Raw genomic sequence first — 26,281 nt, forward strand, 5'->3', positions numbered from 1 at the left:
TTGAACCCCCACGTCCGTAAGGACACTAACACCTGAAGCTAGCGCGTCTACCAATTCCGCCACCTTCGCACAGTCATCTTACTTTTTTTGATATCGCCTCGTTTGGTGCGAGGGGGGGGACTTGAACCCCCACGTCCGTAAGAACACTAACACCTGAAGCTAGCGCGTCTACCAATTCCGCCACCTTCGCCCAGTGCGAGCAATATCAACGTGGTTTTTGGTGCGAGGGGGGGGACTTGAACCCCCACGTCCGTAAGGACACTAACACCTGAAGCTAGCGCGTCTACCAATTCCGCCACCTTCGCATACCATCAATTCTTAAAAAGAATTGCTACCACGGAGGCGCATTCTAGTGGTTTTCAGCTTTTCGTCAATAGTTAATTATCGCCTGATGTGTAATTGCTGGAAAAATGTCCATCAGGAGACTAACGTGCAGGTTTGGTAGGCATTCGGGGGCAGATGCCAGATGCGACGCTGGCGCGTCTTATCTGGCCTACGAAGGGCTAACGTGCAGGTTTGGTAGGTCAAATAAGGCGTTCACGCCGCATCCAACAAGGCTTGCGGCGGGATACTTAACCTTTCTTCGCCTGGCGGGTCATAATGGCGCGATACACCTTGAAGCGCCCGGTTTGCGCGATCACTTCATGGAAGCCAAATGTCTCATCCAGCACGTCCGGGTAAGGCAGGAAGGCGTTCGCTACAATTCGCAGCTCGCCACCACTATTAAGATGACGCACCGCGCCGCGAATCAACGTTTGTGCTGCATCGAGGCTGGTTTGCATCCCATCGTGGAACGGCGGGTTGGAGATGATCATATCAAAACGACCTTTCACCTCGGAAAAGACGTTGCTGGCAAAGACTTCACCTTCAACACCGTTGGCCGCAAGCGTTGCGCGGCTGGCTTCTACCGCTGGTGCAGAGACATCGCACAGAGTGAGACGAATTTTCGGCGAATGGCGCGCAAAGGCAACTGAAAGCACACCCGCGCCACAGCCGACATCCAGCACTTTACCTTTCGTGTGCGGGGTTAACGTCGAGAGCAGCAACTGGCTACCGACATCCAGACCGTCGCGGCTAAACACGCCCGGCAGCGTTTTGACCGTCAGGCCATCGACGCTGTATTCGCCCCAGAATTTATCCGCATCAAATACTGGCTGTTTTTCCAGACGACCAAAATAGAGGCCACAGCGACGAGCGCTGTCGACTTTATTCAACGGCGCATAATCTGCCAGCATCTGCTCAGCGCTGCGCACGCCGCTGCGGTTCTCGCCAACGACAAAAATATCTGTCCCCACTGGCAGCAGAGAAAGTAAATTCATCAACTGGAACTGGGCTTCCGGTTTGTTCTTCGGCCAGTAGTAAATCAGCGTATCGCAATCTGCGACGTCATCCGCCGTGGCGACCAGACTGAAACGGGCGTTATCCCCCATCTGGCGGCTTAACACCTGCCAATGGTGGAATTGCTGGGTATGAGCACGGCTGGCCGCGGTATCTAAACGCGCGGGCAGGTCATCCTGTAAGTCTCCGGCAAACAGAATACGGCTTTGTTCGAAATCATCACTGTGACGCAGCAAGACTTCACTTGCCGGGGTAAATGCAGACATGGAATGCTCCTCAATTGATACTGGCGGCGATTATAGCCATATGTTGGCGCGGTATCGACGAATTTGCTATATTTGCGCCCCTGACAACAGGAGCGATTCGCTATGACATCCCGACGAGACTGGCAGTTACAGCAACTGGGCATTACCCAGTGGTCGCTGCGTCGCCCTGGCGCGTTGCAGGGGGAGATTGCCATTGCTATCCCCGCACACGTCCGTCTGGTGATGGTGGCAAACGATCTTCCCGCCCTGACCGATCCTTTAGTGAGCGATGTTCTGCGCGCATTAACCGTCAGCCCCGATCAAGTGCTGCAACTGACGCCAGAAAAAATCGCGATGCTGCCGCAAGGCAGTCGCTGCAACAGCTGGCGGTTGGGTACTGACGAACCGCTATCACTGGAAGGCGCTCAGGTGGCATCACCGGCGCTCACCGAATTACGGGCAAACCCAACGGCACGCGCCGCGTTATGGCAACAAATTTGCACATATGAACACGATTTCTTCCCTCGAAACGACTGATTTACCAGCGGCTTACCACATTGAACAACGCGCCCACGCCTTTCCGTGGAGTGAAAAAACCTTTGCCAGCAACCAGGGCGAGCGTTATCTCAACTTTCAGTTAACGCAAAACGGCAAAATGGCGGCGTTTGCGATTACGCAAGTGGTGCTGGATGAAGCTACATTGTTCAATATTGCGGTCGATCCTGACTATCAGCGTCAGGGATTGGGAAGGGCGCTGCTGGAACATCTGATCGACGAACTGGAAAAACGCGGCGTGGCGACGCTATGGCTGGAAGTCCGTGCCTCAAACGCTGCCGCCATTGCCCTGTACGAAAGTTTAGGCTTTAACGAGGCGACGATTCGCCGCAATTACTACCCCACCACGGACGGTCGCGAAGACGCCATCATCATGGCGTTGCCAATCAGTATGTAAGACAAGGTGGAATAATGAAGTGGGACTGGATTTTCTTTGATGCCGATGAAACGCTGTTTACCTTTGACTCATTCACCGGCCTGCAGCGGATGTTTCTTGATTACAGCGTCACCTTTACCGCTGAAGATTTTCAGGACTATCAGGCCGTTAACAAGCCACTGTGGGTGGATTATCAAAACGGCGCGATCACTTCATTACAGCTTCAGCACGGGCGGTTTGAGAGCTGGGCCGAACGGCTGAACGTCGAGCCAGGTAAACTCAACGAAGCCTTTATTAATGCGATGGCGGAAATCTGCACGCCGCTGCCGGGCGCGGTTTCTCTGCTTAACGCCATTCGTGGCAACGCCAAAATCGGCATCATCACCAACGGCTTTAGTGCCTTGCAACAGGTGCGTCTGGAACGCACGGGCCTGCGTGATTACTTCGATTTGCTGGTGATTTCCGAAGAAGTTGGCGTTGCCAAACCGAATAAGAAAATTTTCGATTATGCGCTGGAACAGGCGGGCAATCCTGACCGTTCACGCGTGCTGATGGTTGGCGACACTGCCGAGTCCGATATTCTCGGTGGCATCAACGCCGGGCTTGCGACCTGCTGGCTGAATGCGCACCATCGCGAGCAACCAGAAGGCATCGCGCCCACCTGGACCGTTTCTTCGTTGCACGAACTGGAGCTGCTCCTGTGTAAACACTGATTGCCTCCCCCCCGTTGATGGGTAAAATAGCCGCAATTTTTCGTTTTCAACAAGCGCGGCGCGATGCCGCTTACTCAAGAAGAAAGAATTATGACGTTGTCTCCTTATTTGCAAGAGGTGGCGAAGCGCCGCACTTTTGCCATTATTTCTCACCCGGACGCCGGTAAAACTACCATCACCGAGAAGGTGCTGCTGTTCGGACAGGCCATTCAGACCGCCGGTACAGTAAAAGGCCGTGGTTCCAACCAGCACGCTAAGTCGGACTGGATGGAGATGGAAAAGCAGCGTGGGATCTCCATTACTACGTCTGTGATGCAGTTTCCGTATCATGACTGCCTGGTTAACCTGCTCGACACCCCGGGGCACGAAGACTTCTCGGAAGATACCTACCGTACCCTGACGGCGGTGGACTGCTGCCTGATGGTTATCGACGCCGCAAAAGGTGTTGAAGATCGTACCCGTAAGCTGATGGAAGTTACCCGTCTGCGCGATACGCCGATCCTCACTTTCATGAACAAACTTGACCGTGATATCCGCGACCCGATGGAACTGCTCGATGAAGTTGAGAACGAGCTGAAAATCGGCTGTGCGCCGATCACCTGGCCGATTGGCTGCGGCAAGTTATTTAAAGGCGTTTACCACCTTTATAAAGATGAAACCTATCTCTATCAGAGCGGTCAAGGTCACACCATTCAGGAAGTACGCATTGTTAAAGGGCTGAATAACCCGGATCTCGATGCTGCGGTTGGTGAAGATCTGGCACAGCAGCTGCGTGACGAACTGGAACTGGTTAAAGGCGCGTCTAACGAGTTCGACAAAGAGCTGTTCCTTGCGGGCGAAATCACTCCGGTATTCTTCGGTACTGCGCTGGGTAACTTCGGCGTTGATCATATGCTGGATGGCCTGGTGGAGTGGGCGCCTGCGCCGATGCCGCGTCAGACCGATACCCGTACCGTAGAGGCGAGCGAAGATAAATTTACCGGCTTCGTATTTAAAATTCAGGCCAACATGGACCCGAAACACCGCGACCGCGTGGCGTTTATGCGTGTGGTGTCCGGTAAATATGAAAAAGGCATGAAACTGCGCCAGGTGCGCACTGCGAAAGATGTGGTGATCTCCGACGCGCTGACCTTTATGGCGGGTGACCGTTCGCACGTTGAAGAAGCGTATCCGGGCGATATCCTCGGCCTGCACAACCACGGCACCATTCAGATCGGCGACACCTTTACCCAGGGTGAGATGATGAAGTTCACCGGTATTCCGAACTTCGCGCCAGAACTGTTCCGTCGTATCCGCCTGAAAGATCCGCTGAAGCAAAAACAGCTGCTCAAAGGGCTGGTACAGCTTTCCGAAGAGGGCGCGGTGCAGGTGTTCCGTCCGATCTCCAACAACGACCTGATCGTTGGTGCAGTTGGTGTGCTGCAGTTTGATGTGGTGGTAGCGCGCCTGAAGAGCGAATACAACGTTGAAGCAGTGTATGAGTCAGTCAACGTTGCCACTGCCCGCTGGGTAGAATGTGCGGACGCGAAGAAATTCGAAGAGTTCAAGCGTAAGAACGAAAGCCAACTGGCGCTTGATGGCGGCGATAACCTCGCTTACATCGCTACCAGCATGGTTAACCTGCGCCTGGCACAGGAACGTTATCCGGACGTTCAGTTCCACCAGACCCGCGAGCATTAATTCTTGTCTCCAGGGCGCGGTAGCCGCTGCGCCCTGTCAATTTTCCTTCCTTATTAGCCGCTTACGGAATGTTCTTAAAACATTCACTTTTGCTTATGTTTTCGCTGATATCCCGAGCGGTTTCAAAATTGTGATCTATATTTAACAAAGTAATGACATTTCTGACGGCGTTAAATACCGTTCAATGCGTAGATATCAGTATCTAAAGCCGTCGATTGTCATTCCACCGATATTAATAACTGATTCAGAGGCTGTAATGGTCGTTATTCATTACCCATCGCTTTTGTGATGGCGACCATTGACTTCTGTAGAGGGTGAAGTCTCTCTCTATTCAGCAATGCAACCTCGTGTTGCCAGGCTCAAATTATGAGCAAACATACAGGAATAAATCGATGACTATGACAAGACTGAAGATTTCGAAAACTCTGCTGGCTGTAATGTTGACCTCTGCCGTCGCGACCGGCTCTGCCTACGCGGAAAACAACGCACAGACTACCAATGAAAGCGCAGGGCAAAAAGTCGATAGCTCTATGAATAAAGTCGGTAATTTCATGGATGACAGCGCCATCACCGCGAAAGTGAAGGCGGCGCTGGTGGATCATGACAACATCAAGAGCACCGATATCTCTGTCAAAACCGATCAAAAAGTCGTGACCCTGAGCGGTTTCGTTGAAAGTCAGGCCCAGGCCGAAGAGGCAGTGAAAGTGGCGAAAGGCGTTGAAGGCGTGACCTCTGTCAGCGACAAACTGCACGTTCGCGACGCTAAAGAAGGCTCTGTGAAGGGCTACGCGGGTGACACCGCCACCACCAGTGAAATCAAAGCCAAACTGCTGGCGGACGATATTGTCCCTTCACGTAAAGTGAAAGTTGAAACCACCGATGGCGTGGTTCAGCTCTCCGGTACCGTAGATTCTCAGGCACAAAGTGACCGTGCTGAAAGTATCGCCAAAGCGGTAGATGGTGTGAAAAGCGTTAAAAATGATCTGAAAACTAAGTAATTCGTCGTAATTCGTCCTCCCGAACTTTGTCGGGAGGCGCGATGTGCACCACACTAAAAATATCGCATTGAGTGATTTTCACGCTCATATCAAGCGGTGACATTAACTATGGTAAAGGAGACGCTTATGTTTCGTTGGGGCATCATATTTCTGGTTATCGCGTTAATCGCCGCCGCACTTGGGTTTGGTGGTCTGGCCGGTACCGCTGCAGGCGCAGCAAAAATTGTCTTTGTCGTCGGGATTATTCTGTTCCTGGTGAGTTTGTTCATGGGCCGAAAACGACCCTAGATTTCAAACCATTAAGAAAATTTTATACAAAGCCAGTCCAGCGGACTGGCTTTTGCGGTTTTAGCGAATAATAAATTGCGTTACTTTGTCAGTCTTTCACAACAAAAACAGGAAGGCAGAGGTGGGGCAGCGAATACCTGTAACGCTTGGTAATATTGCGCCGTTGTCGCTAAGGCCGTTCCAGCCCGGACGAATTGCTCTGGTGTGCGAAGGCGGCGGGCAGCGTGGAATTTTCACGGCTGGCGTGCTGGATGAGTTTATGCGCGCGCAGTTTAATCCTTTCGATCTTTATCTCGGCACATCTGCCGGGGCACAGAACCTTTCGGCATATATTTGTAATCAGCCCGGTTACGCGCGCAAAGTCATCATGCGCTATACCACAAAACGCGAATTTTTCGATCCATTGCGTTTTGTCCGTGGAGGAAATCTTATCGATCTCGACTGGCTGGTGGAGGCGACTGCAAACCAGATGCCGTTGCAGATGGACACTGCCGCACGGTTGTTCGATAGCGGCAAATCGTTTTATATGTGCGCCTGTCGTCAGGATGACTACGCGCCGAATTACTTTTTACCAACCAAACAAAACTGGCTGGATGTGATTCGCGCCTCCAGTGCGATACCTGGCTTTTATCGTAGCGGAGTGTCGCTGGAAGGTATTAACTACCTGGATGGCGGGATCAGTGATGCGATTCCGGTTAAAGAGGCGGCAAGGCAGGGCGCTAAAACGTTGGTCGTCATCCGCACTGTGCCGTCACAAATGTACTACACGCCGCAGTGGTTCAAACGCATGGAACGCTGGCTGGGTGACAGTAGCCTGCAGCCGCTGGTCAATCTGGTGCAGCATCATGAAACCAGCTATCGTGACATTCAGCAATTTATTGAGAAACCACCGGGCAAGCTGCGGATATTCGAAATTTATCCGCCGAAGCCGTTGCATAGTATCGCGCTCGGCAGTCGGCTTCCGGCGCTGCGTGAAGACTATAAACTTGGACGTTTATGCGGTCGTTATTTTCTGGCAACGGTTGGTAAGCTATTAACTGAAAAAGCGCCGCTTACCCGCCATCTGGTGCCGGTGGTGACGCCGGAATCGATCGTTATTCCGCCTGCGCCAGTCGCCAACGATACGCTGGTTGCCGAAGTGAGCGACGCTCCGCAGGCGAACGACCCGACATTTAACAATGAGGATCTGGCTTGATTTGCCGTTTTATCGACACCCACTGCCATTTTGATTTTCCGCCGTTTAGCGGTGATGAAGAGGCTAGCCTGCAACGCGCGGCACAAGCGGGCGTAGGCAAGATCATTGTTCCGGCAACCGAGGCGGCAAATTTTGCCCGCGTGCAGGCGTTAGCGGAAAATTTTCAGCCGCTGTATGCCGCATTGGGCTTGCATCCTGGTATGTTGGAAAAACATAGCGATGTGTCTCTTGAGCAGCTACAGCAGGCGCTGGAAAGGCGTCCGGCGAAGGTGGTGGCGGTGGGGGAGATTGGCCTGGATCTCTTCGGCGACGCTCCGCAATTTGAGAGGCAGCAGTGGTTGCTCGACGAACAACTGAAACTGGCGAAACGTTACGATCTGCCGGTGATCCTGCATTCACGGCGCACACACGACAAACTGGCGATGCATCTTAAACGCCACGATTTGCCGCGTGCTGGTGTTGTCCACGGATTTTCTGGCAGCCAGCAACAGGCTGAACGGTTTGTACAGCTGGGCTACAAAATCGGCGTAGGCGGTACTATCACCTATCCACGCGCCAGTAAAACCCGCGATGTCATCGCAAAATTACCGCTGGCATCGTTGTTGCTGGAAACCGATGCGCCGGATATGCCGCTCAACGGTTTTCAGGGGCAGCCTAACCGCCCTGAACAGGCCGCCCGTGTGTTTGCCGTGCTTTGTGAGTTACGCTCGGAACCCGCGGATGAAATTGCCGAAGTGTTGCTTAATAACACGTATACGTTGTTTAACGTGCCGTAGGCCGGATAAGGCGTTTACGCCGCTTCCGGCAGTCGGCGCACAATGCCTGATGCGACGCTTGACGCGTCTTATCATGCCTACAAGTCTGTGCCGAACCGTAGGCCGGATAAGGCGTTTACGCCGCATCCGGCAGTCGGCGCACAATGCCTGATGCGACGCTTGACGCGTCTTATCATGCCTACAAGTTTATGCCGATCCGTAGGCTGCATCCGGCATGTCACAAATACAGCGCCGGAAAAATCAACCGGCTCACCCCGCGCTCCCGTAACGCGCCAGCCAACTGTTCCACGTCTTCCGGCGTGGCGCTCGCCCAGCTTTGCGCCTCGCCATACACGCCGTGGGCATGAAACGCGTTCAGGCGTACCGGAACATCGCCGACTCCCTTGATAAACGCCGCCAGTTCTTCGATGTGTTGCAAATAATCCACCTGGCCAGGGATTACCAGCAAACGCAGTTCCGCCAGCTTACCGCGCTCTGCCAGCAAACAGATGCTGCGCTTAATCTGCTGATTATCGCGTCCGGTTAATTGCTGATGACATTCGCTCCCCCACGCTTTGAGATCGAGCATTGCGCCGTCGCACACCGGGAGCAATTTTTCCCAGCCGGTTTCGCTCAACATACCGTTACTGTCCACCAGACAGGTGAGATGGCACAGTTGCGGATCGTTTTTGATGGCAGTAAACAGCGCCACCACAAACGGCAGCTGGGTCGTGACTTCGCCGCCGCTCACCGTTATCCCTTCAATAAACAGCACCGCTTTGCGGATATGGCTAAGCACCTCGTCCACGCTCATGGATTGCGCCATTGGCGTGGCATGTTGCGGACACATCTTCAGGCAGGTATCACACTGCTCGCAGACAGCCGCGTCCCACACCACTTTGCCGTCAACAATCTGCAACGCCTGATGCGGACACTGCGGCACGCACTCTCCGCAATCATTGCAACGTCCCATCGTCCACGGATTGTGACAATTTTTGCAGCGCAGATTGCAGCCCTGCAAAAACAGAGCCAGACGACTGCCTGGCCCGTCAACGCAGGAGAAGGGGATAATCTTACTGACTAAAGCGCATCTGCTGTTCATGGCTTATCACGCGCGGCTGGCGTTCCAGAATACGAGTATTGCGTGCGTCCTCTTCGCCCAGCCAGGTGGTGTTGGTGCGTGAACCTTCGGCGCGATATTTTTCTAAATCTGACAAACGCACCATATAACCGGTAACGCGAACCAGATCGTTACCGCTGACATTGGCGGTAAATTCACGCATTCCGGCTTTAAAGGCACCGAGGCAAAGCTGTACCAGCGCCAGCGGATTACGTTTGATGGTTTCGTCGAGCGTCAGAATGTCGCTGATGCCAGAATAATAATAAGCATGATGCGGGGCGACAGTTTGCAGATGGGTGATCGGATCTGGCTCATCGCCATACGGCAAACGCGCGCCCGGCGTGGTGCCGATATCGGAACTGATCCCCGACTGTGCGTGTAACATAGCGCGTTTTTGCCAGCCATATTTCACGGGGGTATTGGCGACAAACTCCGCCAGCTGTGCACTGATGCGATAACCCACTTCATTTGCGGCGGCCTCTTTACCGTAGCGCGCGGCAATCCCTTCTTTTTCGCACAGCAAGTTAACCGCTTCCGCCAGTCCGTACATGCCAAACATCGGCACAAAACGTTCAGGATCAATCAACCCTTCTTTCACCAGGAAGCTATTCTCAAAGAAGTGTGATTGTTGATAGAGGAATTCACACCGCGCATCGATGATGGCGATCTGCTGCTGGCAATAGTGCGGTAGAGTGCGCGTAAAGAAGTCATCCAGCGACTCACTGCGCTCGGCAATGGCTTTCAGATTAAGGCGTACCAGCGTGCTACCACCGCCAGCCAGCGGTAGAGAGTTGTAACAGCTCACTATCCCGTAGCCCCCTTTTGTGAAAATTTTATCATGCACCGGACCGTTGGCGATGTGCGGTTTGCTACATTCACAGATGTTTTTCACCACTTCCAGCAGCAGGTCATCAGGGGTGATTTCAGGATCGTAGATAAAGGTCAGGTTCGGTGAAACCTGCTTCAGTTCTGCATCTGCACGTAATATTGCCCGAGTTATAGGGGAATCCGACGGGCCGATGTTGGCATGCATAAAGGCGTCTGGCAGGGTTCTGTCGAGGTAACGCCAGAAACGTTTTATTCGAATATCAATTTCGTCTTGTGTTAGAATTCTAACATACGGTTGCAACAACGCATCCAGTTGCCCCAGGTAGACCGGCATCGATGTGACCGAAGGGACATGATGATAAAGAATGGTCAGCAGAGAGAGTGCATCATCAAGATCTTTTGCGCCTTCCAGCTCCAGCCATTCGGAACCGTTCGCCAGAAAACGAGCGTAATCGGGTAAGACATAGCGCGGTTTGTACGGCGCATGACCTTCAAACATATCGCAGATTACGCCTTCATCCAGCGCGCGGCGGGCTTTGGCAGGCAGCTGCGGGTAGGGCAGATTGTTTTCTGCTTCCAGCGCCAGAAAATGGCGTTTCTGCTCCGGGGTAAGTACCGGACTGGTCACAATTTGCTGGCAACGTTGTTGCAGTGCGCTTTCATTAGACGTGGGCATCTTCTTTTCCTTTTATGCCGAAGGTGATGCGCCATTGTAAGAAGTTTCGTGATGTTCACTTTGATCCTGATGCGTTTGTCACCATCAGTGCATTCGTTTGAAAGTGAATTATTTGAACCAGATCGCATTAACGTAATGCAAATTTGTAAGTAGATTTTCTTAATTGTGATGTATATCGAAGTGTGTTGCGGAGTCGATGTTAGAATACTAACAAACTCGCAAGGTGAACTTTATTGGCGACAAGCCAGGAGAATGAAATGACTGATCTGAAAACAAGCAGCCTGCGTGCACTGAAATTGATGGACCTGACCACCCTGAATGACGACGACACCGACGAGAAAGTAATCGCTCTGTGTCATCAGGCCAAAACTCCGGTCGGCAATACCGCCGCTATCTGTATCTATCCTCGCTTTATCCCGATTGCTCGCAAAACGCTGAAAGAGCAGGGCACCCCGGAAATCCGTATCGCTACGGTAACTAACTTCCCACACGGTAACGACGATATCGAAATCGCGCTGGCAGAAACCCGCGCGGCAATCGCCTACGGTGCTGATGAAGTTGACGTGGTGTTCCCGTACCGCGCGCTGATGGCGGGTAACGAGCAGGTTGGTTTTGACTTGGTGAAAGCCTGTAAAGAGGCTTGCGCAGCGGCGAACGTACTGCTGAAAGTGATCATCGAAACCGGCGAACTGAAAGACGAAGCGCTGATCCGCAAAGCGTCTGAAATCTCCATCAAAGCGGGTGCTGACTTCATCAAAACCTCTACCGGTAAAGTGGCTGTGAACGCGACGCCGGAAAGCGCGCGCATCATGATGGAAGTGATTCGCGATATGGGCGTAGAAAAAACCGTTGGTTTCAAACCGGCGGGCGGCGTGCGTACTGCGGAAGATGCGCAGAAATATCTTGCCATCGCAGATGAACTGTTCGGTGCTGACTGGGCAGATGCGCGTCACTACCGCTTTGGCGCTTCCAGCCTGCTGGCAAGCCTGCTGAAAGCGCTGGGCCATGGCGACGGTAAGAGCGCCAGCAGCTACTAAGTAAGATGCTTTGCGCCCGATGCGCTGTGCTTATCAGGCCTACGAGACGTATCATCCGTAGGCCGGATAAGGCGTAGACGCATCCGGCAAAAGCCGCCTCATACTCTTTTCCACGGGAGGTTACCTTGTTTCTCGCACAAGAAATTATTCGTAAAAAACGTGATGGTCATGCGCTGAGCGATGAAGAAATTCGCTTCTTTATCAACGGCATTCGCGACAACACTATCTCCGAAGGGCAGATTGCCGCCCTCGCGATGACCATTTTCTTCCACGATATGACAATGCCTGAGCGTGTCTCGCTGACGATGGCGATGCGAGATTCAGGAACCGTTCTCGACTGGAAAAGTCTGCATCTGAATGGTCCGATTGTTGATAAGCACTCTACTGGCGGCGTTGGCGATGTGACTTCGCTGATGTTAGGGCCGATGGTGGCTGCTTGTGGCGGCTATATTCCGATGATCTCCGGTCGTGGCCTCGGTCATACTGGCGGTACGCTCGACAAACTGGAATCCATCCCTGGCTTCGACATCTTCCCGGATGACAACCGTTTCCGCGAAATTATTAAAGATGTTGGCGTGGCGATTATCGGCCAGACCAGCTCACTGGCTCCGGCGGATAAACGTTTCTATGCGACCCGCGATATTACCGCAACCGTGGACTCCATTCCGCTGATCACCGCCTCTATTCTGGCGAAGAAACTTGCGGAAGGTCTGGATGCGCTGGTGATGGACGTGAAAGTGGGTAGCGGTGCATTTATGCCGACCTACGAACTTTCTGAAGCCCTTGCCGAAGCGATTGTTGGCGTGGCTAACGGCGCAGGCGTGCGCACCACCGCACTGCTCACCGACATGAATCAGGTGCTGGCCTCCAGTGCCGGTAACGCGGTTGAAGTACGTGAAGCGGTGCAGTTCCTGACGGGTGAATATCGTAACCCGCGTCTGTTTGATGTCACGATGGCGCTGTGTGTGGAGATGCTGATCTCCGGCAAACTGGCGAAAGATGACGCCGAAGCGCGCGCGAAATTGCAGGCGGTGCTGGACAACGGTAAAGCGGCAGAAGTCTTTGGTCGTATGGTAGCGGCACAAAAAGGCCCGACCGACTTCGTTGAGAACTACGCGAAGTATCTGCCGACAGCGATGCTGACGAAAGCAGTCTATGCTGATACCGAAGGTTTTGTCAGTGAAATGGATACCCGCGCGCTGGGGATGGCAGTGGTTGCAATGGGCGGCGGTCGCCGTCAGGCATCTGACACCATCGATTACAGCGTTGGCTTTACTGATATGGCGCGTCTGGGCGACCAGGTAGACGGTCAGCGTCCGCTGGCGGTTATCCACGCGAAAGACGAAAACAGCTGGCAGGAAGCGGCGAAAGCGGTGAAAGCGGCAATTAAACTTGCCGATAAAGCACCGGAAAGCACACCAACTGTCTATCGTCGTATCAGTGAATAACGGTATACTGATCTGATCATTTAAATTTGAAGCACTGAGTACGGAGAACATATGAAACGTGCATTTATTATGGTGCTGGACTCATTCGGCATCGGCGCTACAGAAGATGCAGAACGCTTTGGTGACGTCGGGGCTGATACCCTGGGTCATATCGCAGAAGCTTGCGCCAAAGGCGAAGCTGATAAAGGTCGTAAAGGCCCGCTCAATCTGCCAAATCTGACCCGTCTGGGGCTGGCGAAAGCACACGAAGGTTCTACCGGTTTCATTCCGGCGGGAATGGACGGCAACGCTGAAGTTATCGGCGCGTACGCATGGGCGCACGAAATGTCATCCGGTAAAGATACCCCGTCTGGTCACTGGGAAATCGCCGGTGTACCGGTTCTGTTTGAGTGGGGATATTTCTCCGATCACGAAAACAGCTTCCCGCAAGAGCTGCTGGATAAACTGGTCGAACGCGCTAATCTGCCGGGTTACCTCGGTAACTGCCACTCTTCCGGTACGGTCATTCTGGATCAACTGGGCGAAGAGCACATGAAAACCGGCAAGCCGATTTTCTATACCTCCGCTGACTCCGTGTTCCAGATTGCCTGCCATGAAGAAACTTTCGGTCTGGATAAACTCTACGAACTGTGCGAAATCGCCCGTGAAGAGCTGACCAACGGCGGCTACAATATCGGTCGTGTTATCGCTCGTCCGTTTATCGGCGACAAAGCCGGTAACTTCCAGCGTACCGGTAACCGTCACGACCTGGCTGTTGAGCCGCCAGCACCGACCGTGCTGCAGAAACTGGTTGATGAAAAACACGGCCAGGTGGTTTCTGTCGGTAAAATTGCAGACATCTACGCCAACTGCGGTATCACCAAAAAAGTGAAAGCGACTGGCCTGGACGCGCTGTTTGACGCCACCATCAAAGAGATGAAAGAAGCGGGTGATAACACCATCGTCTTCACCAACTTCGTTGACTTCGACTCTTCCTGGGGCCACCGTCGCGACGTCGCCGGTTATGCTGCGGGTCTGGAACTGTTCGACCGCCGTCTGCCGGAGCTGATGTCTCTGCTGCGCGATGACGACATCCTGATCCTCACCGCTGACCACGGCTGTGATCCGACCTGGACCGGTACTGACCACACGCGTGAACACATTCCGGTACTGGTTTACGGCCCGAAAGTAAAACCGGGTTCACTGGGTCACCGTGAAACCTTCGCGGATATCGGCCAGACTCTGGCAAAATATTTTGGTACTTCTGATATGGAATATGGCAAAGCCATGTTCTGATAATGGGTGCGGCCTGATGCCCTCACCCCGGCCCTCTCCCACAGGGAGAGGGTGAAAACATGTTGATAAGGATAAAACAATGGCTACCCCACACATTAATGCAGAAATGGGCGATTTCGCTGACGTAGTTTTGATGCCAGGCGACCCGCTGCGTGCGAAGTATATTGCTGAAACTTTCCTTGAAGATGCCCGTGAAGTGAACAACGTTCGCGGTATGCTGGGCTTCACTGGTACTTACAAAGGCCGCAAAATTTCCGTAATGGGTCACGGTATGGGTATCCCGTCCTGCTCCATCTACACCAAAGAACTGATCACCGATTTCGGTGTGAAGAAAATCATCCGTGTTGGTTCCTGTGGCGCTGTTCTGCCGCACGTAAAACTGCGTGACGTGGTGATTGGTATGGGTGCCTGCACCGATTCCAAAGTTAACCGTATCCGCTTTAAAGACCATGACTTCGCAGCTATCGCTGACTTCGACATGGTGCGTAACGCAGTAGATGCAGCTAAAGCACTGGGCATTGATGCGCGCGTTGGTAACCTGTTCTCCGCTGACCTGTTCTACTCTCCGGACGGCGAAATGTTCGACGTGATGGAAAAATACGGCATTCTCGGCGTGGAAATGGAAGCGGCTGGTATCTACGGCGTCGCTGCAGAATTTGGCGCGAAAGCACTGGCTATCTGCACCGTGTCTGACCACATCCGTACTCACGAGCAGACCACTGCCGAAGAGCGTCAGACCACCTTCAACGACATGATCAAAATCGCGCTGGAATCCGTTCTGCTGGGCGATAAAGAGTAATCGTTTTTCGCTGAAAGGCGATTGTTGTGTTAAGCCGGAGTGGGAAACTGCTCCGGCTTTTTAGTATCTATTCATCAATAGTGACTGATTTATAGATTTACTATTATTTTTCATATTGATAGAAAATAAAACCCATTCAAAAATCTATTCATTTATGTTCAGCTGTCATCCAGCAAGGGCATATCAGCAACTCTGGTGGACAACCATAAATTCCTGCCATTTTGATTTTGATGTTTGAACTAAGCCGTTCCGTCTTTTCGATCTGTTTTAGAGAATTAATGGAGATACCTAACATTTTACTTACTTCAGCAAGCGATAATTTATGCCTGATACGCACGGCGGCTAGCCAGGAAATACGCTGGCTGAACATTAAATTGATAATCTCCCGTTCCTGGTTTTCCAGATCGATCATATTTCCTTCCCTGGATATTTTAATCAGCGAGTTACCGCACCGCCCCTGCCATCCACGCCGACAGTTCCCGTAGCTCTTTTTCCTGTTCCGGGAAGTCAACCAACAGTGCTTCGCACTCTTGTTGCAGCATATCCGCGCGGTACAGGCAGCCTTGCAGTCGCCCGGCGAGGGCTTCCAGTGGCGCGGGGTTAAGGCTGTCGGTAAATACCTGGGCGCGGGTGATATGGCCTTTTTCGACGTCGAAATGCAGTTCCACGCCGCCCCAGCTAAAGCGTTCATCCAGCAGATGCGAGAACGCCGGAGCCTGACCGAAGTTCCATTCCCAGCTACTCTGACGGGCAAAGGTTTCGTTGAAGTTCGGCAGGTCTGGCGTTTTGTCCGGGGAGATGATTTCCGCTTCCACGCGCTCGCCATAATGGGCGAAAAAGGCCTCGGTTATGGCCTCGCAAACCTGCTCATGGGTGATCCCCGGCAGCAGCTCGGTGAGGTTGGTCACGCGGGAACGTACTGACGTAATGCCTTTCGCCGCCAGTTTCTTTTTATCTGGGTTGAGATAGTTTGCCAGACGGCTGAGGTCGGCATTGAGCAGCAAGGTGCCGTGGTGGAAGCCACGATCCTTGGTTTCGCGATAGGCCGAGCCTGAGACTTTGCGGTCGCCTTCAGCCGTTTTCACCACCAGATCGTTGCGCCCGGAAGCTTCTGCGGTGGCGCCGAGCGCGTTCAGCGCATTAAGCACAATCGCCGTGGAGATGGTTTTATCATACTCCGGCTTGCCAGCCATAAAGGTAAAACAGGTATTGCCGAGATCGTGGAACACCGCGCCGCCACCGCTGCTGCGCCGTGCCAGGCGAACGTTATCTTCTTCCATCCGCCGGGTATTACACTCTTTCCACGGGTTTTGCGCACGACCAATCACTACCGTGTCGGCATTGCGCCAGAGAAACAGAACGCGCTGCGTGGCGGGCATCTGGCGAAAAATACACTCCTCCACCGCCAGGTTAAACCACGGATCGTAAGAGTCAGAGATGAGCAGGCGTAATGTGGACATAACGATTTCCTTTCTTGTAGTAATGGGTCACTCTTTTTTCTCGCTTTCTTCCTCTTCCGGCACCGGTTTGCTGGCGGTTAACAGGAAGGGCGATTGCTGCCAGCGGGTGCGTTTACCTTGCAATAGCGTGCGGGTCAGCACCACGCCGATTGCCAGCGAGAGCAGCAGCATCAGACGTAAAATATTGGTGGTGTTATCCACCTGTTTGGCTTCGGTGGCGAGCGTATGGGTATCGAGCGTCAAGCGCAGATAACCAAGCGGTCCATTTTTCCCCTTAATCGGCTCGACAATCTGCTGGTTAAAATAGCCACCTGCTTTTTTACCGTCGAGCGCCAGTCGGTCGCGCACCTCGACGCTTTCGCCTGCACGGGCGATAAGATCGCCTTGTTCGTCATATACACCCGCGTCGAGGATGCGACTTTCGTCCGTTAACTGGTCGAGAATCGCCTGAATGCGTTTTTCATCAGGTGAGTTGGTACGCATCAGCGGCGCAACGTTCAGGGTTACCTGATGCGCCAGGGTACGGGCCAGTTCTTCCAGCTGAGGATTACGCTGTCGCTGGTGGTTTTGACTAAACCATGATGCTCCCTGCATTAGTGCGACTAACAACGCGAGACAGAACAGGACAATCACTGCCCGATGCAGCCGGAATTTTAGTTTTGTGCGAGCCATATTCCACCCGTTGAAAATTTGAGACTTAATGTTGCCAGAAGCAATGGATACAAGGTAGCCTCATGCGTTATTTTCCCTGCTTCGAACGATTTTACAGGAGCCTTAATGCCTAACATTACCTGGTGCGACCTGCCTGAAGATGTCTCTTTATGGCCTGGTCTGCCTCTTTCATTAAGTGGTGATGAAGTGATGCCACTGGATTACCACGCAGGTCGTAGCGGCTGGCTGCTGTATGGTCGTGGGCTGGATAAACAACGTCTGACCCAGTACCAAAGCAAACTGGGCGCGGCAATGGTGATTGTTGCCGCCTGGTGCGTGGAAGATTATCAGGTGATTCGTCTGGCAGGTTCGCTCACCACGCGGGCAACGCGCCTGGCGCATGAAGCACAGCTGGATGTCGCGCCGCTGGGGAAAATACCGCACCTGCGCACGCCAGGGCTGCTGGTGATGGACATGGACTCCACCGCCATCCAGATAGAATGTATTGATGAAATTGCCAAACTGGCCGGAACGGGCGAGATGGTGGCGGAAGTGACAGAACGGGCAATGCGCGGGGAGCTTGATTTTACTGCCAGCCTGCGTAGCCGCGTGGCGACGCTGAAAGGCGCTGACGCGAACATTTTGCTACAAGTGCGTGAAAATCTCCCGCTGATGCCGGGCTTGACGCAACTGGTACTCAAGCTGGAAACGCTGGGCTGGAAAGTAGCGATTGCCTCTGGCGGCTTTACCTTCTTTGCCGAATATCTGCGCGATAAGCTGCGCCTGACTGCCGTGGTAGCCAATGAACTGGAGATTATGGACGGTAAATTTACCGGCAATGTGATCGGCGACATCGTAGACGCGCAGTACAAAGCTAACACCCTGACCCGGCTGGCGCAGGAGTATGATATCCCGTTGGCGCAAACCGTGGCGATTGGCGATGGCGCCAATGACCTGCCGATGATCAAAGCGGCGGGACTGGGGATTGCCTACCATGCCAAGCCAAAAGTGAATGAAAAGACGGAAGTCACCATCCGTCACGCTGACCTGATGGGGGTATTCTGCATCCTCTCCGGCAGTCTGAATCAGAAGTAATTGCGCGCCCGTCATCCTGCGGGCGGCACAGCATTAACGAGGTACACCGTGGCAAAAGCTCCAAAACGCGCCTTTGTTTGTAATGAATGCGGGGCCGATTATCCGCGCTGGCAGGGGCAGTGCAGTGCCTGTCATGCCTGGAACACCATCACCGAGGTGCGTCTTGCTGCGTCGCCAACGGTGGCGCGTAACGAGCGTCTGAGTGGCTATGCCGGTAGCGCCGGGGTGGCGAAAGTCCAGAAACTCTCCGATATCAGCCTTGAAGAGCTGCCGCGTTTTTCCACCGGATTTAAAGAGTTCGACCGCGTATTAGGCGGCGGGGTGGTACCAGGAAGCGCCATTCTGATTGGCGGTAACCCCGGTGCGGGGAAATCCACGCTGTTGCTGCAAACGCTGTGCAAACTGGCCCAGCAGATGAAAACGCTATATGTCACCGGCGAAGAGTCGCTGCAACAGGTGGCAATGCGCGCTCACCGTCTCGGCCTGCCGACCGACAATCTCAATATGTTGTCGGAAACCAGCATCGAACAGATCTGCCTGATTGCCGAAGAAGAGCAACCGAAGCTGATGGTAATTGACTCGATCCAGGTGATGCATATGGCGGATGTACAATCATCGCCAGGCAGCGTGGCGCAGGTACGTGAAACAGCAGCTTATCTGACGCGTTTTGCCAAGACGCGTGGTGTGGCGATCGTCATGGTCGGTCACGTAACTAAAGATGGTTCACTGGCTGGCCCTAAAGTGCTGGAACACTGTATCGACTGTTCGGTGCTTCTGGACGGCGATGCCGACTCCCGTTTCCGCACCCTGCGCAGCCATAAAAACCGCTTCGGCGCGGTGAATGAACTGGGCGTATTTGCGATGACCGAGCAGGGGCTGCGTGAAGTCAGCAACCCTTCGGCAATTTTCTTAAGTCGCGGCGATGAAGTGACCTCCGGTAGTTCAGTGATGGTGGTATGGGAAGGAACGCGCCCGTTGCTGGTGGAGATTCAGGCGCTGGTCGATCACTCGATGATGGCGAATCCGCGCCGCGTGGCGGTAGGTCTGGAGCAAAACCGTCTGGCTATCCTGCTGGCAGTGCTGCACCGTCACGGCGGTCTGCAAATGGCCGATCAGGATGTGTTTGTGAACGTGGTCGGCGGCGTTAAGGTGACCGAAACCAGCGCCGATTTAGCGTTACTGCTGGCGATGGTTTCCAGCCTGCGTGACAGACCGCTGCCGCAGGATCTGGTGGTGTTTGGTGAAGTCGGGCTGGCAGGTGAGATCCGCCCGGTGCCCAGTGGTCAGGAACGAATCTCAGAAGCGGCGAAACACGGTTTTCGGCGGGCGATTGTTCCGGCGGCTAACGTACCGAAAAAAGCGCCGGAAGGGATGCAGATTTTTGGCGTTAAAAAACTCTCCGACGCGCTTAGCGTGTTCGACGACTTATAATGAGAGATACGGAGGGAGATATGTCGTCATTTGATTACCTGAAAACTGCCATCAAGCAACAGGGCTGCACGCTACAGCAGGTGGCTGATGCCAGCGGTATGACCAAAGGGTATTTAAGCCAGTTACTGAATGCCAAAATTAAAAGCCCCAGCGCGCAAAAGCTGGAGGCATTGCACCGTTTTTTGGGGCTTGAGTTTCCCCGGCAGAAGAAAACGATCGGCGTTGTATTTGGTAAGTTCTACCCGCTGCATACCGGACATATCTACCTTATCCAGCGCGCCTGTAGCCAGGTTGACGAGTTGCATATCATCATGGGCTTTGACGATACCCGTGACCGCGCACTGTTCGAAGACAGTGCCATGTCGCAGCAGCCCACGGTGCCGGATCGTCTGCGCTGGTTATTGCAAACTTTTAAGTATCAGAAAAATATCCGTATTCATGCCTTCAACGAAGAGGGCATGGAGCCGTATCCGCACGGCTGGGATGTGTGGAGCAATGGCATCAAAAAATTTATGGCCGAAAAAGGAATTCAGCCGGATCTGATCTACACCTCGGAAGAAGCCGACGCGCCGCAGTATATGGAACATCTGGGGATCGAAACGGTGCTGGTCGATCCGAAACGTACCTTTATGAGTATCAGCGGTGCGCAGATCCGCGAAAACCCGTTCCGCTACTGGGAATATATTCCTACCGAAGTGAAGCCGTTCTTTGTGCGCACCGTGGCGATCCTCGGCGGCGAATCGAGCGGTAAATCCACCCTGGTAAACAAACTCGCCAATATCTTCAACACCACCAGTGCGTGGGAATATGGTCGCGATTATGTCTTTTCACACCTCGGCGGTGATGAGATTGCATTGCAGTATTCCGATTACGATAAAATCGCGCTGGGTCACGCACAATATATTGATTTTGCAGTGAAATATGCCAATAAAGTGGCGTTTATCGACACCGATTTCGTGACAACTCAGGCGTTCTGCAAAAAGTACGAAGGGCGTGAGCATCCGTTCGTGCAGGCGTTGATTGATGAATACCGTTTCGATCTGGTGATCCTGCTGGAGAACAACACTCCGTGGGTGGCGGATGGTTTACGCAGCCTCGGCAGTTCGGTGGATCGCAAAGAGTTCCAGAACTTGCTGGTGGAGATGCTGGAAGAGAACAATATCGAATTCGTGCGGGTTGAAGAGGATGATTACGACAGCCGTTTCCTGCGCTGCGTGGAACTGGTGCGGGAGATGATGGGGGAGCAAAGGTAAGAACTTATGCCTGATGCGACGCTTACCGCGTCTTATCAGGCCTACAGTTTTACAACGTATTGAAATTGCTGGTTTTGTAGGCCGGATAAGGCGTTCACGCCGCATCCGGCATTTTACGCATTACTTCGCAATACGCTTGTACTTGATACGCTTCGGCTCCAGCGCGTCTGCGCCCAGCGTGCGTTTTTTGTACTCTTCGTACTCGGTAAAGTTACCTTCGAAGAACTCAACTTTACCTTCATCCTGGTAGTCCAGGATGTGCGTGGCAATACGGTCGAGGAACCAACGGTCGTGCGAGATAACCATCGCGCAGCCAGGGAACTCCAGCAGGGCGTTTTCCAGCGCGCGCAGGGTTTCGATATCCAGGTCGTTAGTTGGTTCGTCGAGCAGCAGCATGTTGCCGCCAACCTGCAGCAGCTTCGCCAGATGCAGACGACCGCGCTCACCACCGGAGAGTTCACCAACGCGTTTACCCTGATCAACCCCTTTAAAGTTAAAGCGGCCAACGTAGGCGCGGCTTGGCATCTCGGTGTTGCCAATCTTCATGATATCCAGCCCGCCGGAAACTTCTTCCCAAACGGTTTTGCTGTTATCCATTGAGTCACGGAACTGATCAACCGATGCCAGTTTCACCGTTTCACCCAAAGTGATGGTGCCGCTGTCCGGCTGTTCCTGACCGGAGATCATACGGAACAGGGTCGATTTACCCGCGCCGTTCGGACCGATGATCCCGACGATCGCCCCTTTCGGGATCGAGAAGCTCAGGTCATCAATCAGCAGGCGATCGCCGTAGGATTTACGCAGGTTGCTGACTTCCAGCACTTTATCGCCCAGACGCGGTCCAGGTGGAATAAACAGTTCGTTGGTTTCGTTACGTTTCTGGTATTCGGTATTGTTCAGCTCTTCAAAGCGTGCCAGACGTGCTTTGCCTTTCGACTGACGGCCTTTAGTACCCTGACGTACCCACTCCAGCTCTTTCTCAATCGACTTACGACGCGCCGCTTCTTGTGAAGCTTCTTGCGCCAGACGCTGATCTTTCTGCTCCAGCCAGGAAGAGTAGTTGCCTTCCCACGGAATACCTTCACCGCGGTCAAGTTCGAGGATCCAGCCCGCAACGTTATCGAGGAAGTAACGGTCGTGGGTAATCGCCACCACGGTGCCTTCGAAGTCGTGCAGGAAGCGTTCCAGCCACGCCACGGATTCGGCATCCAGGTGGTTGGTTGGTTCGTCGAGCAGCAGCATGTCTGGTTTTTCCAGCAGCAGGCGGCACAACGCCACGCGACGACGCTCACCACCGGAGAGGTTAGCGATTTTCGCGTCCCAGTCCGGCAGACGCAGCGCATCCGCCGCACGCTCCAGCTGTACGTTCAGGTTATGACCGTCGTGAGCCTGAATGATCTCTTCCAGACGGCCCTGTTCAGCGGCCAGTTTGTCGAAATCTGCATCCGGATCGGCATACAGCGCGTACACTTCATCCAGACGTTTCAGGGCGTTAACCACTTCAGAAACGGCTTCTTCAATGGACTCACGTACGGTGTGTTCCGGGTTGAGCTGCGGTTCCTGCGGCAGATAGCCGATTTTGATATCCGGTTGCGGACGCGCTTCACCTTCGATGTCTTTATCGATGCCCGCCATAATGCGCAGCAGGGTAGACTTACCCGCGCCGTTCAGACCCAGGACGCCAATTTTTGCCCCGGGGAAGAAACTCAGAGAGATGTTTTTCAAAATATGACGTTTCGGCGGAACAACTTTGCCGACACGATGCATGGTATAAACGAATTGAGCCACGTTGGACTTCGCCTCTATGTTTATCGTGATGATGAGTTTTCAAAGGCGAAGTGTAGCCTGTTTCCTTATCTAATCCCAGCCGGTCGATCACCCTCGCAGTATACTCGTCATACTTCAAGTTGCATGTGCTGCGCTTACGCTCGCTCACCCCAGTCACTTACTTCTGTAAGCTCCTGGGGACTCACTCACTTATCGCCTTCCTGCAACTCGAATTATTTAGAGTATAAAAGTAAAAAAGTGTCCGTAACGTGGCGTAAACGGCAATGACTGGTTAGCATAAATCTATTACGCGGCATGATGCTGCATTGATGTATTTACACTTAGAGGGTGCGCTTGTGGAAAAAGCCAAACAAGTTACCTGGCGGCTGTTGGCTGCTGGTGTCTGTCTGCTGACGGTCAGCAGCGTGGCGCGAGCCGACTCACTGGATGAGCAGCGTAGCCGCTACGCGCAAATTAAACAGGCATGGGATAATCGACAAATGGATGTGGTCGAACAAATGATGCCATCCCTGAAGGATTACCCGTTATATCCCTACCTGGAATATCGTCAGATAACCGATGATCTGATGAATCAACCGGCAGTGACGGTGACTAATTTTGTTCGCGCTAACCCCACGCTTCCTCCCGCTCGCACGCTGCAATCTCGTTTCGTCAATGAACTGGCGCGGCGTGAAGACTGGCGTGGCCTGTTAGCCTTTAGCCCAGAAAAACCAGGCACAACCGAAGCCCAGTGTAATTACTACTATGCAAAATGGAACACTGGGCAGAGTGAAGAAGCCTGGCAGGGGGCGAAAGAGCTGTGGCTAACCGGGAAGAGCCAGCCTAACGCTTGTGACAAGTTATTTAGCGTCTGGCGTGCGTCCGGTAAACAAGAACCGCTGGCTTATTTAGAGCGTATCCGTCTGGCGATGAAAGCAGGCAATACCGGTCTGGTGACGGTGCTGGCAGGGCAGATGCCTGCCGATTACCAGACTATCGCTTCGGCAATCATTTCGCTGGCGAATGATCCTAATACGGTGCTGACCTTCGCGCGTTCGACCGGCGCGACCGATTTTACCCGTCAGATGGCGGCGGTGGCATTTGCCAGCGTGGCACGTCAGGATGCTGAAAACGCACGGCTGATGATCCCGTCGCTTGCCCAGGCGCAGCAGCTTAATGAAGATCAGATTCAGGAGCTGCGCGATATCGTCGCCTGGCGTTTGATGGGCAACGATGTTACCAACGAACAGGCGAAATGGCGTGATGACGCGATTATGCGTTCGCAATCCACGTCGTTAATTGAACGCCGCGTGCGGATGGCGCTTGGCACTGGCGATCGCCGTGGTCTGAATACCTGGCTGGCGCGTCTGCCAATGGAGGCGAAAAATAAAGATGAATGGCGCTACTGGCAGGCGGATATACTGCTGGAACGCGGGCGTGAAGCTGAAGCAAAAGAGATTTTGCATCAACTCATGCAACAGCGTGGATTTTACCCGATGGTCGCTGCGCAACGTATTGGCGAAGAGTATCAACTAAAGATTGATAAAGCGCCGCAGAATGTTGACAACGCCCTGACCCAGGGGCCGGAGATGGCGCGCGTGCGTGAGTTGATGTACTGGAATATGGATAACACCGCGCGTAGCGAGTGGGCCAATCTGGTGAAGAGCAAGTCAAAAACAGAGCAGGCGCAGTTGGCACGTTATGCCTTTAATAATCACTGGTGGGATCTCAGTGTTCAGGCGACGATCGCCGGGAAATTGTGGGATCATCTGGAAGAACGATTCCCACTGGCCTACAACGATCTCTTCGAACGTTACACCAACGGCAAAGATATCCCGCAAAGCTATGCAATGGCGATTGCCCGTCAGGAGAGCGCCTGGAATCCGAAAGTGAAATCACCGGTAGGGGCCAGCGGCCTGATGCAGATTATGCCCGGGACGGCGACTCAAACGGTGAAGATGTTTTCTATTCCTGGTTATAGCAGCCCTGGGCAATTGCTGGATCCGGAAACAAACATCAACATAGGCACTAGTTACCTGCAATATGTTTATCAGCAGTTTGGCAATAACCGTATTTTCTCCTCAGCAGCTTATAACGCCGGACCAGGACGGGTACGCACCTGGCTTGGCAACAGCGCCGGGCGTATCGACGCGGTGGCGTTTGTCGAGAGTATTCCGTTCTCCGAGACACGCGGTTATGTGAAAAATGTTCTGGCTTATGACGCGTACTATCGCTATTTCATGGGCGATAAACCCACGCTTTTGAGCGCTACGGAATGGGGACGTCGTTACTGATCCACACGTTTATGATATGCTATCGTACTCTTTAGCGAGTACAACCGGGGGAGGCATTTTGCTTCCCCCGCTAACAATGGCGACACACTATGGCCCAACAATCACCCTATTCAGCAGCGATGGCAGAACAGCGTCACCAGGAGTGGTTACGTTTTGTCGACCTGCTTAAGAATGCCTACGAAAACGATCTCCATTTACCGTTGTTGAATCTGATGCTGACGCCGGATGAGCGCGAAGCATTGGGGACTCGCGTGCGTATCGTCGAAGAGTTGTTGCGCGGTGAAATGAGCCAGCGCGAGTTAAAAAATGAACTCGGCGCGGGCATCGCGACCATTACGCGTGGATCTAACAGTCTGAAAGCCGCCCCCGTTGAGCTGCGTCAGTGGCTGGAAGACGTGTTACTGAAAAGCGATTGATTTTGTAGGTCTGATAAGACGCGGCAGCGCCGAATCAGGTGTTTAATACACGGCATTATGAAACGGACTCAGCGCCAGGATCACCGCCTGGTGATAAACACTGGCGCGGGTGAGTTTCCCGGCAGTAAACACGCCAATCGCCCCTTCCTTACGGCCAATTTCATCAATACCGGTATAACGCGACATCACGGGGCCAAGCGCCTCGCCTTCACGCACTTTTTCCAGAATCACCGCAGGTAACGGCAAAGTTGCCGAACGCGCTTCGCCGCGTTGGTTGGTGCTTTCAATGACCACCCAACTGAAGGTGCTGTCACCATCAATGCCCGCTTCAATCGCCACCCAAAAATCAGCCTCTGGATGTAAACGGCGGGCATTTTCTACCCGATTTCGTGCGCCAGCGCGCGTTTCCTCACTGCCAAAGGGTTGTTCCGGTACACCGCTCTCGACGGCAACGGACTCAATGTGGCAGGATCCTTCGCCGAAGATCTCGTGAAATGCCTGCAGAATGGCCTGAATTTTAGCGGGATTGGTGGTCGCACAGACAACATGGTGCATAATCAGGATTACTCAAAAATTAACGTTACAGCA

At 53.3% G+C, this 26,281-nt stretch carries 25 protein-coding genes and 3 tRNA genes (1 of these 28 cut by a window edge); 17 read left to right on the forward strand and 11 right to left on the reverse strand.

Annotated features, from left to right (window positions below; translation table 11 throughout):
* From D9742_RS23100 to rsmC, 4 genes are all read right to left on the reverse strand, one after another.
* A tRNA-Leu gene (locus D9742_RS23100) sits at positions 1-69 on the reverse strand (it extends 61 nt beyond the left edge of the window).
* 34 nt (positions 70-103) lie between these two features.
* Positions 104-190: transfer RNA gene (locus D9742_RS02275), tRNA-Leu, on the reverse strand.
* A 28-nt stretch (positions 191-218) separates the two neighbouring features.
* Positions 219-305: transfer RNA gene (locus D9742_RS02280), tRNA-Leu, on the reverse strand.
* Positions 306-572: 267 nt separating this feature from the next.
* Complete coding sequence (gene rsmC, locus D9742_RS02285) at positions 573-1,604, reverse strand: 16S rRNA (guanine(1207)-N(2))-methyltransferase RsmC (RefSeq protein WP_001272323.1); 1,032 nt, start codon at positions 1,602-1,604, stop codon at positions 573-575.
* Positions 1,605-1,706: 102 nt separating this feature from the next.
* Here rsmC and holD point away from each other — a divergent pair, with 102 nt between their 5' ends.
* The 8 genes from holD to D9742_RS02325 all read left to right on the forward strand — a co-directional run bounded on the left by holD (position 1,707) and on the right by D9742_RS02325 (position 8,164).
* The gene (gene holD, locus D9742_RS02290) at positions 1,707-2,120 is read left to right on the forward strand and encodes a DNA polymerase III subunit psi (RefSeq protein ID WP_000204018.1); all 414 of its coding nucleotides are present in this window, start codon (positions 1,707-1,709) and stop codon (positions 2,118-2,120) included.
* A complete protein-coding gene (rimI, locus tag D9742_RS02295) occupies positions 2,089-2,535 on the forward strand; it encodes a ribosomal protein S18-alanine N-acetyltransferase (protein ID WP_001092461.1) in 447 nt (148 codons plus the stop codon). The genes holD and rimI overlap by 32 nt, the downstream gene beginning before the upstream one ends.
* 14 nt (positions 2,536-2,549) lie before the next feature.
* Positions 2,550-3,227, forward strand: a complete 678-nt coding sequence (gene yjjG / locus D9742_RS02300; protein ID WP_000870709.1) for a pyrimidine 5'-nucleotidase — start codon at positions 2,550-2,552, stop codon at positions 3,225-3,227.
* A gap of 90 nt (positions 3,228-3,317) precedes the next feature.
* Complete coding sequence (gene prfC / locus D9742_RS02305; protein ID WP_130235866.1) at positions 3,318-4,907, forward strand: peptide chain release factor 3; 1,590 nt, start codon at positions 3,318-3,320, stop codon at positions 4,905-4,907.
* Positions 4,908-5,299: 392 nt separating this feature from the next.
* A complete protein-coding gene (gene osmY, locus D9742_RS02310) occupies positions 5,300-5,905 on the forward strand; it encodes a molecular chaperone OsmY (protein WP_001295410.1) in 606 nt (201 codons plus the stop codon).
* A gap of 126 nt (positions 5,906-6,031) precedes the next feature.
* On the forward strand, positions 6,032-6,193 hold the full coding sequence (locus tag D9742_RS02315) for a DUF1328 family protein (protein ID WP_000490275.1): 162 nt from the start codon (positions 6,032-6,034) through the stop codon (positions 6,191-6,193).
* A 121-nt stretch (positions 6,194-6,314) separates the two neighbouring features.
* Positions 6,315-7,388, forward strand: coding sequence for a patatin family protein (locus tag D9742_RS02320; RefSeq protein WP_130235867.1), 1,074 nt, complete (start codon positions 6,315-6,317; stop codon positions 7,386-7,388).
* The gene (locus D9742_RS02325) at positions 7,385-8,164 is read left to right on the forward strand and encodes a metal-dependent hydrolase (RefSeq protein WP_130235868.1); all 780 of its coding nucleotides are present in this window, start codon (positions 7,385-7,387) and stop codon (positions 8,162-8,164) included. The genes D9742_RS02320 and D9742_RS02325 overlap by 4 nt, the downstream gene beginning before the upstream one ends.
* 217 nt (positions 8,165-8,381) lie before the next feature.
* Here D9742_RS02325 and D9742_RS02330 read toward each other — a convergent pair whose 3' ends face one another.
* Together D9742_RS02330 and D9742_RS02335 are read right to left on the reverse strand one after the other, a co-directional pair.
* Positions 8,382-9,245: a YjjW family glycine radical enzyme activase gene (locus D9742_RS02330; protein WP_130235869.1), complete on the reverse strand. Its 864-nt coding sequence runs from the start codon at positions 9,243-9,245 to the stop codon at positions 8,382-8,384.
* Positions 9,217-10,767, reverse strand: coding sequence for a YjjI family glycine radical enzyme (locus D9742_RS02335; RefSeq protein WP_130235870.1), 1,551 nt, complete (start codon positions 10,765-10,767; stop codon positions 9,217-9,219). The genes D9742_RS02330 and D9742_RS02335 overlap by 29 nt, the downstream gene beginning before the upstream one ends.
* A 257-nt stretch (positions 10,768-11,024) precedes the next feature.
* On the opposite strand from D9742_RS02335, the gene deoC reads away from it, so the two are divergent.
* The 4 genes from deoC to deoD all read left to right on the forward strand — a co-directional run bounded on the left by deoC (position 11,025) and on the right by deoD (position 15,326).
* Positions 11,025-11,804, forward strand: coding sequence for a deoxyribose-phosphate aldolase (gene deoC / locus D9742_RS02340; RefSeq protein WP_088544469.1), 780 nt, complete (start codon positions 11,025-11,027; stop codon positions 11,802-11,804).
* Positions 11,805-11,929: 125 nt separating this feature from the next.
* Positions 11,930-13,252 (forward strand): thymidine phosphorylase, encoded by a 1,323-nt coding sequence (gene deoA / locus D9742_RS02345; protein ID WP_000477811.1) that lies wholly within the window; start codon positions 11,930-11,932, stop codon positions 13,250-13,252.
* A gap of 51 nt (positions 13,253-13,303) precedes the next feature.
* Positions 13,304-14,527 (forward strand): phosphopentomutase, encoded by a 1,224-nt coding sequence (deoB, locus tag D9742_RS02350; RefSeq protein WP_130204780.1) that lies wholly within the window; start codon positions 13,304-13,306, stop codon positions 14,525-14,527.
* 79 nt (positions 14,528-14,606) lie between these two features.
* On the forward strand, positions 14,607-15,326 hold the full coding sequence (deoD, locus tag D9742_RS02355; RefSeq protein WP_000224875.1) for a purine-nucleoside phosphorylase: 720 nt from the start codon (positions 14,607-14,609) through the stop codon (positions 15,324-15,326).
* Positions 15,327-15,474: 148 nt separating this feature from the next.
* Here the strand turns inward: deoD and D9742_RS02360 are convergent, their stop codons facing one another.
* Genes D9742_RS02360 through D9742_RS02370 form a run of 3 tightly spaced genes read right to left on the reverse strand, consistent with a single transcriptional unit; the run spans position 15,475 to position 17,458 of the window.
* Positions 15,475-15,738 carry a helix-turn-helix transcriptional regulator gene (locus tag D9742_RS02360; protein ID WP_130235871.1) on the reverse strand — a complete coding sequence of 88 codons (264 nt, stop codon included), beginning with the start codon at positions 15,736-15,738 and terminating at the stop codon, positions 15,475-15,477.
* A 31-nt stretch (positions 15,739-15,769) separates the two neighbouring features.
* A complete protein-coding gene (lplA, locus tag D9742_RS02365) occupies positions 15,770-16,786 on the reverse strand; it encodes a lipoate--protein ligase LplA (RefSeq protein ID WP_130235872.1) in 1,017 nt (338 codons plus the stop codon).
* Positions 16,787-16,813: 27 nt separating this feature from the next.
* Entirely contained in the window at positions 16,814-17,458 is a 645-nt protein-coding gene (locus tag D9742_RS02370) for a YtjB family periplasmic protein (RefSeq protein ID WP_064530388.1), read from the reverse strand.
* 105 nt (positions 17,459-17,563) lie between these two features.
* On the opposite strand from D9742_RS02370, the gene serB reads away from it, so the two are divergent.
* The 3 genes from serB to nadR are packed head-to-tail and all read left to right on the forward strand — an operon-like array spanning position 17,564 to position 21,216.
* Positions 17,564-18,532, forward strand: coding sequence for a phosphoserine phosphatase (gene serB / locus D9742_RS02375; RefSeq protein WP_130235873.1), 969 nt, complete (start codon positions 17,564-17,566; stop codon positions 18,530-18,532).
* Positions 18,533-18,580: 48 nt separating this feature from the next.
* On the forward strand, positions 18,581-19,963 hold the full coding sequence (gene radA, locus D9742_RS02380; protein ID WP_001029698.1) for a DNA repair protein RadA: 1,383 nt from the start codon (positions 18,581-18,583) through the stop codon (positions 19,961-19,963).
* A 20-nt stretch (positions 19,964-19,983) separates the two neighbouring features.
* Complete coding sequence (gene nadR / locus D9742_RS02385; protein ID WP_000093813.1) at positions 19,984-21,216, forward strand: multifunctional transcriptional regulator/nicotinamide-nucleotide adenylyltransferase/ribosylnicotinamide kinase NadR; 1,233 nt, start codon at positions 19,984-19,986, stop codon at positions 21,214-21,216.
* 120 nt (positions 21,217-21,336) lie between these two features.
* On the opposite strand, the gene ettA is transcribed toward nadR, so the two are convergent.
* Positions 21,337-23,004 (reverse strand): energy-dependent translational throttle protein EttA, encoded by a 1,668-nt coding sequence (ettA, locus tag D9742_RS02390; RefSeq protein WP_097480608.1) that lies wholly within the window; start codon positions 23,002-23,004, stop codon positions 21,337-21,339.
* Positions 23,005-23,339: 335 nt separating this feature from the next.
* Between ettA and sltY the strand changes: the two genes are divergently transcribed.
* Positions 23,340-25,277, forward strand: a complete 1,938-nt coding sequence (gene sltY, locus D9742_RS02395) for a murein transglycosylase (protein WP_130235874.1) — start codon at positions 23,340-23,342, stop codon at positions 25,275-25,277.
* Between the two features lie 89 nt (positions 25,278-25,366).
* Entirely contained in the window at positions 25,367-25,693 is a 327-nt protein-coding gene (trpR, locus tag D9742_RS02400) for a trp operon repressor (protein ID WP_064530383.1), read from the forward strand.
* Between the two features lie 42 nt (positions 25,694-25,735).
* Here trpR and yjjX read toward each other — a convergent pair whose 3' ends face one another.
* A complete protein-coding gene (gene yjjX / locus D9742_RS02405) occupies positions 25,736-26,248 on the reverse strand; it encodes an inosine/xanthosine triphosphatase (protein WP_130235875.1) in 513 nt (170 codons plus the stop codon).
* Between the last annotated feature and the right edge of the window lie 33 nt (positions 26,249-26,281).

This window comes from Escherichia sp. E1V33, from assembly GCF_004211955.1.
Lineage (GTDB): Bacteria > Pseudomonadota > Gammaproteobacteria > Enterobacterales > Enterobacteriaceae > Escherichia.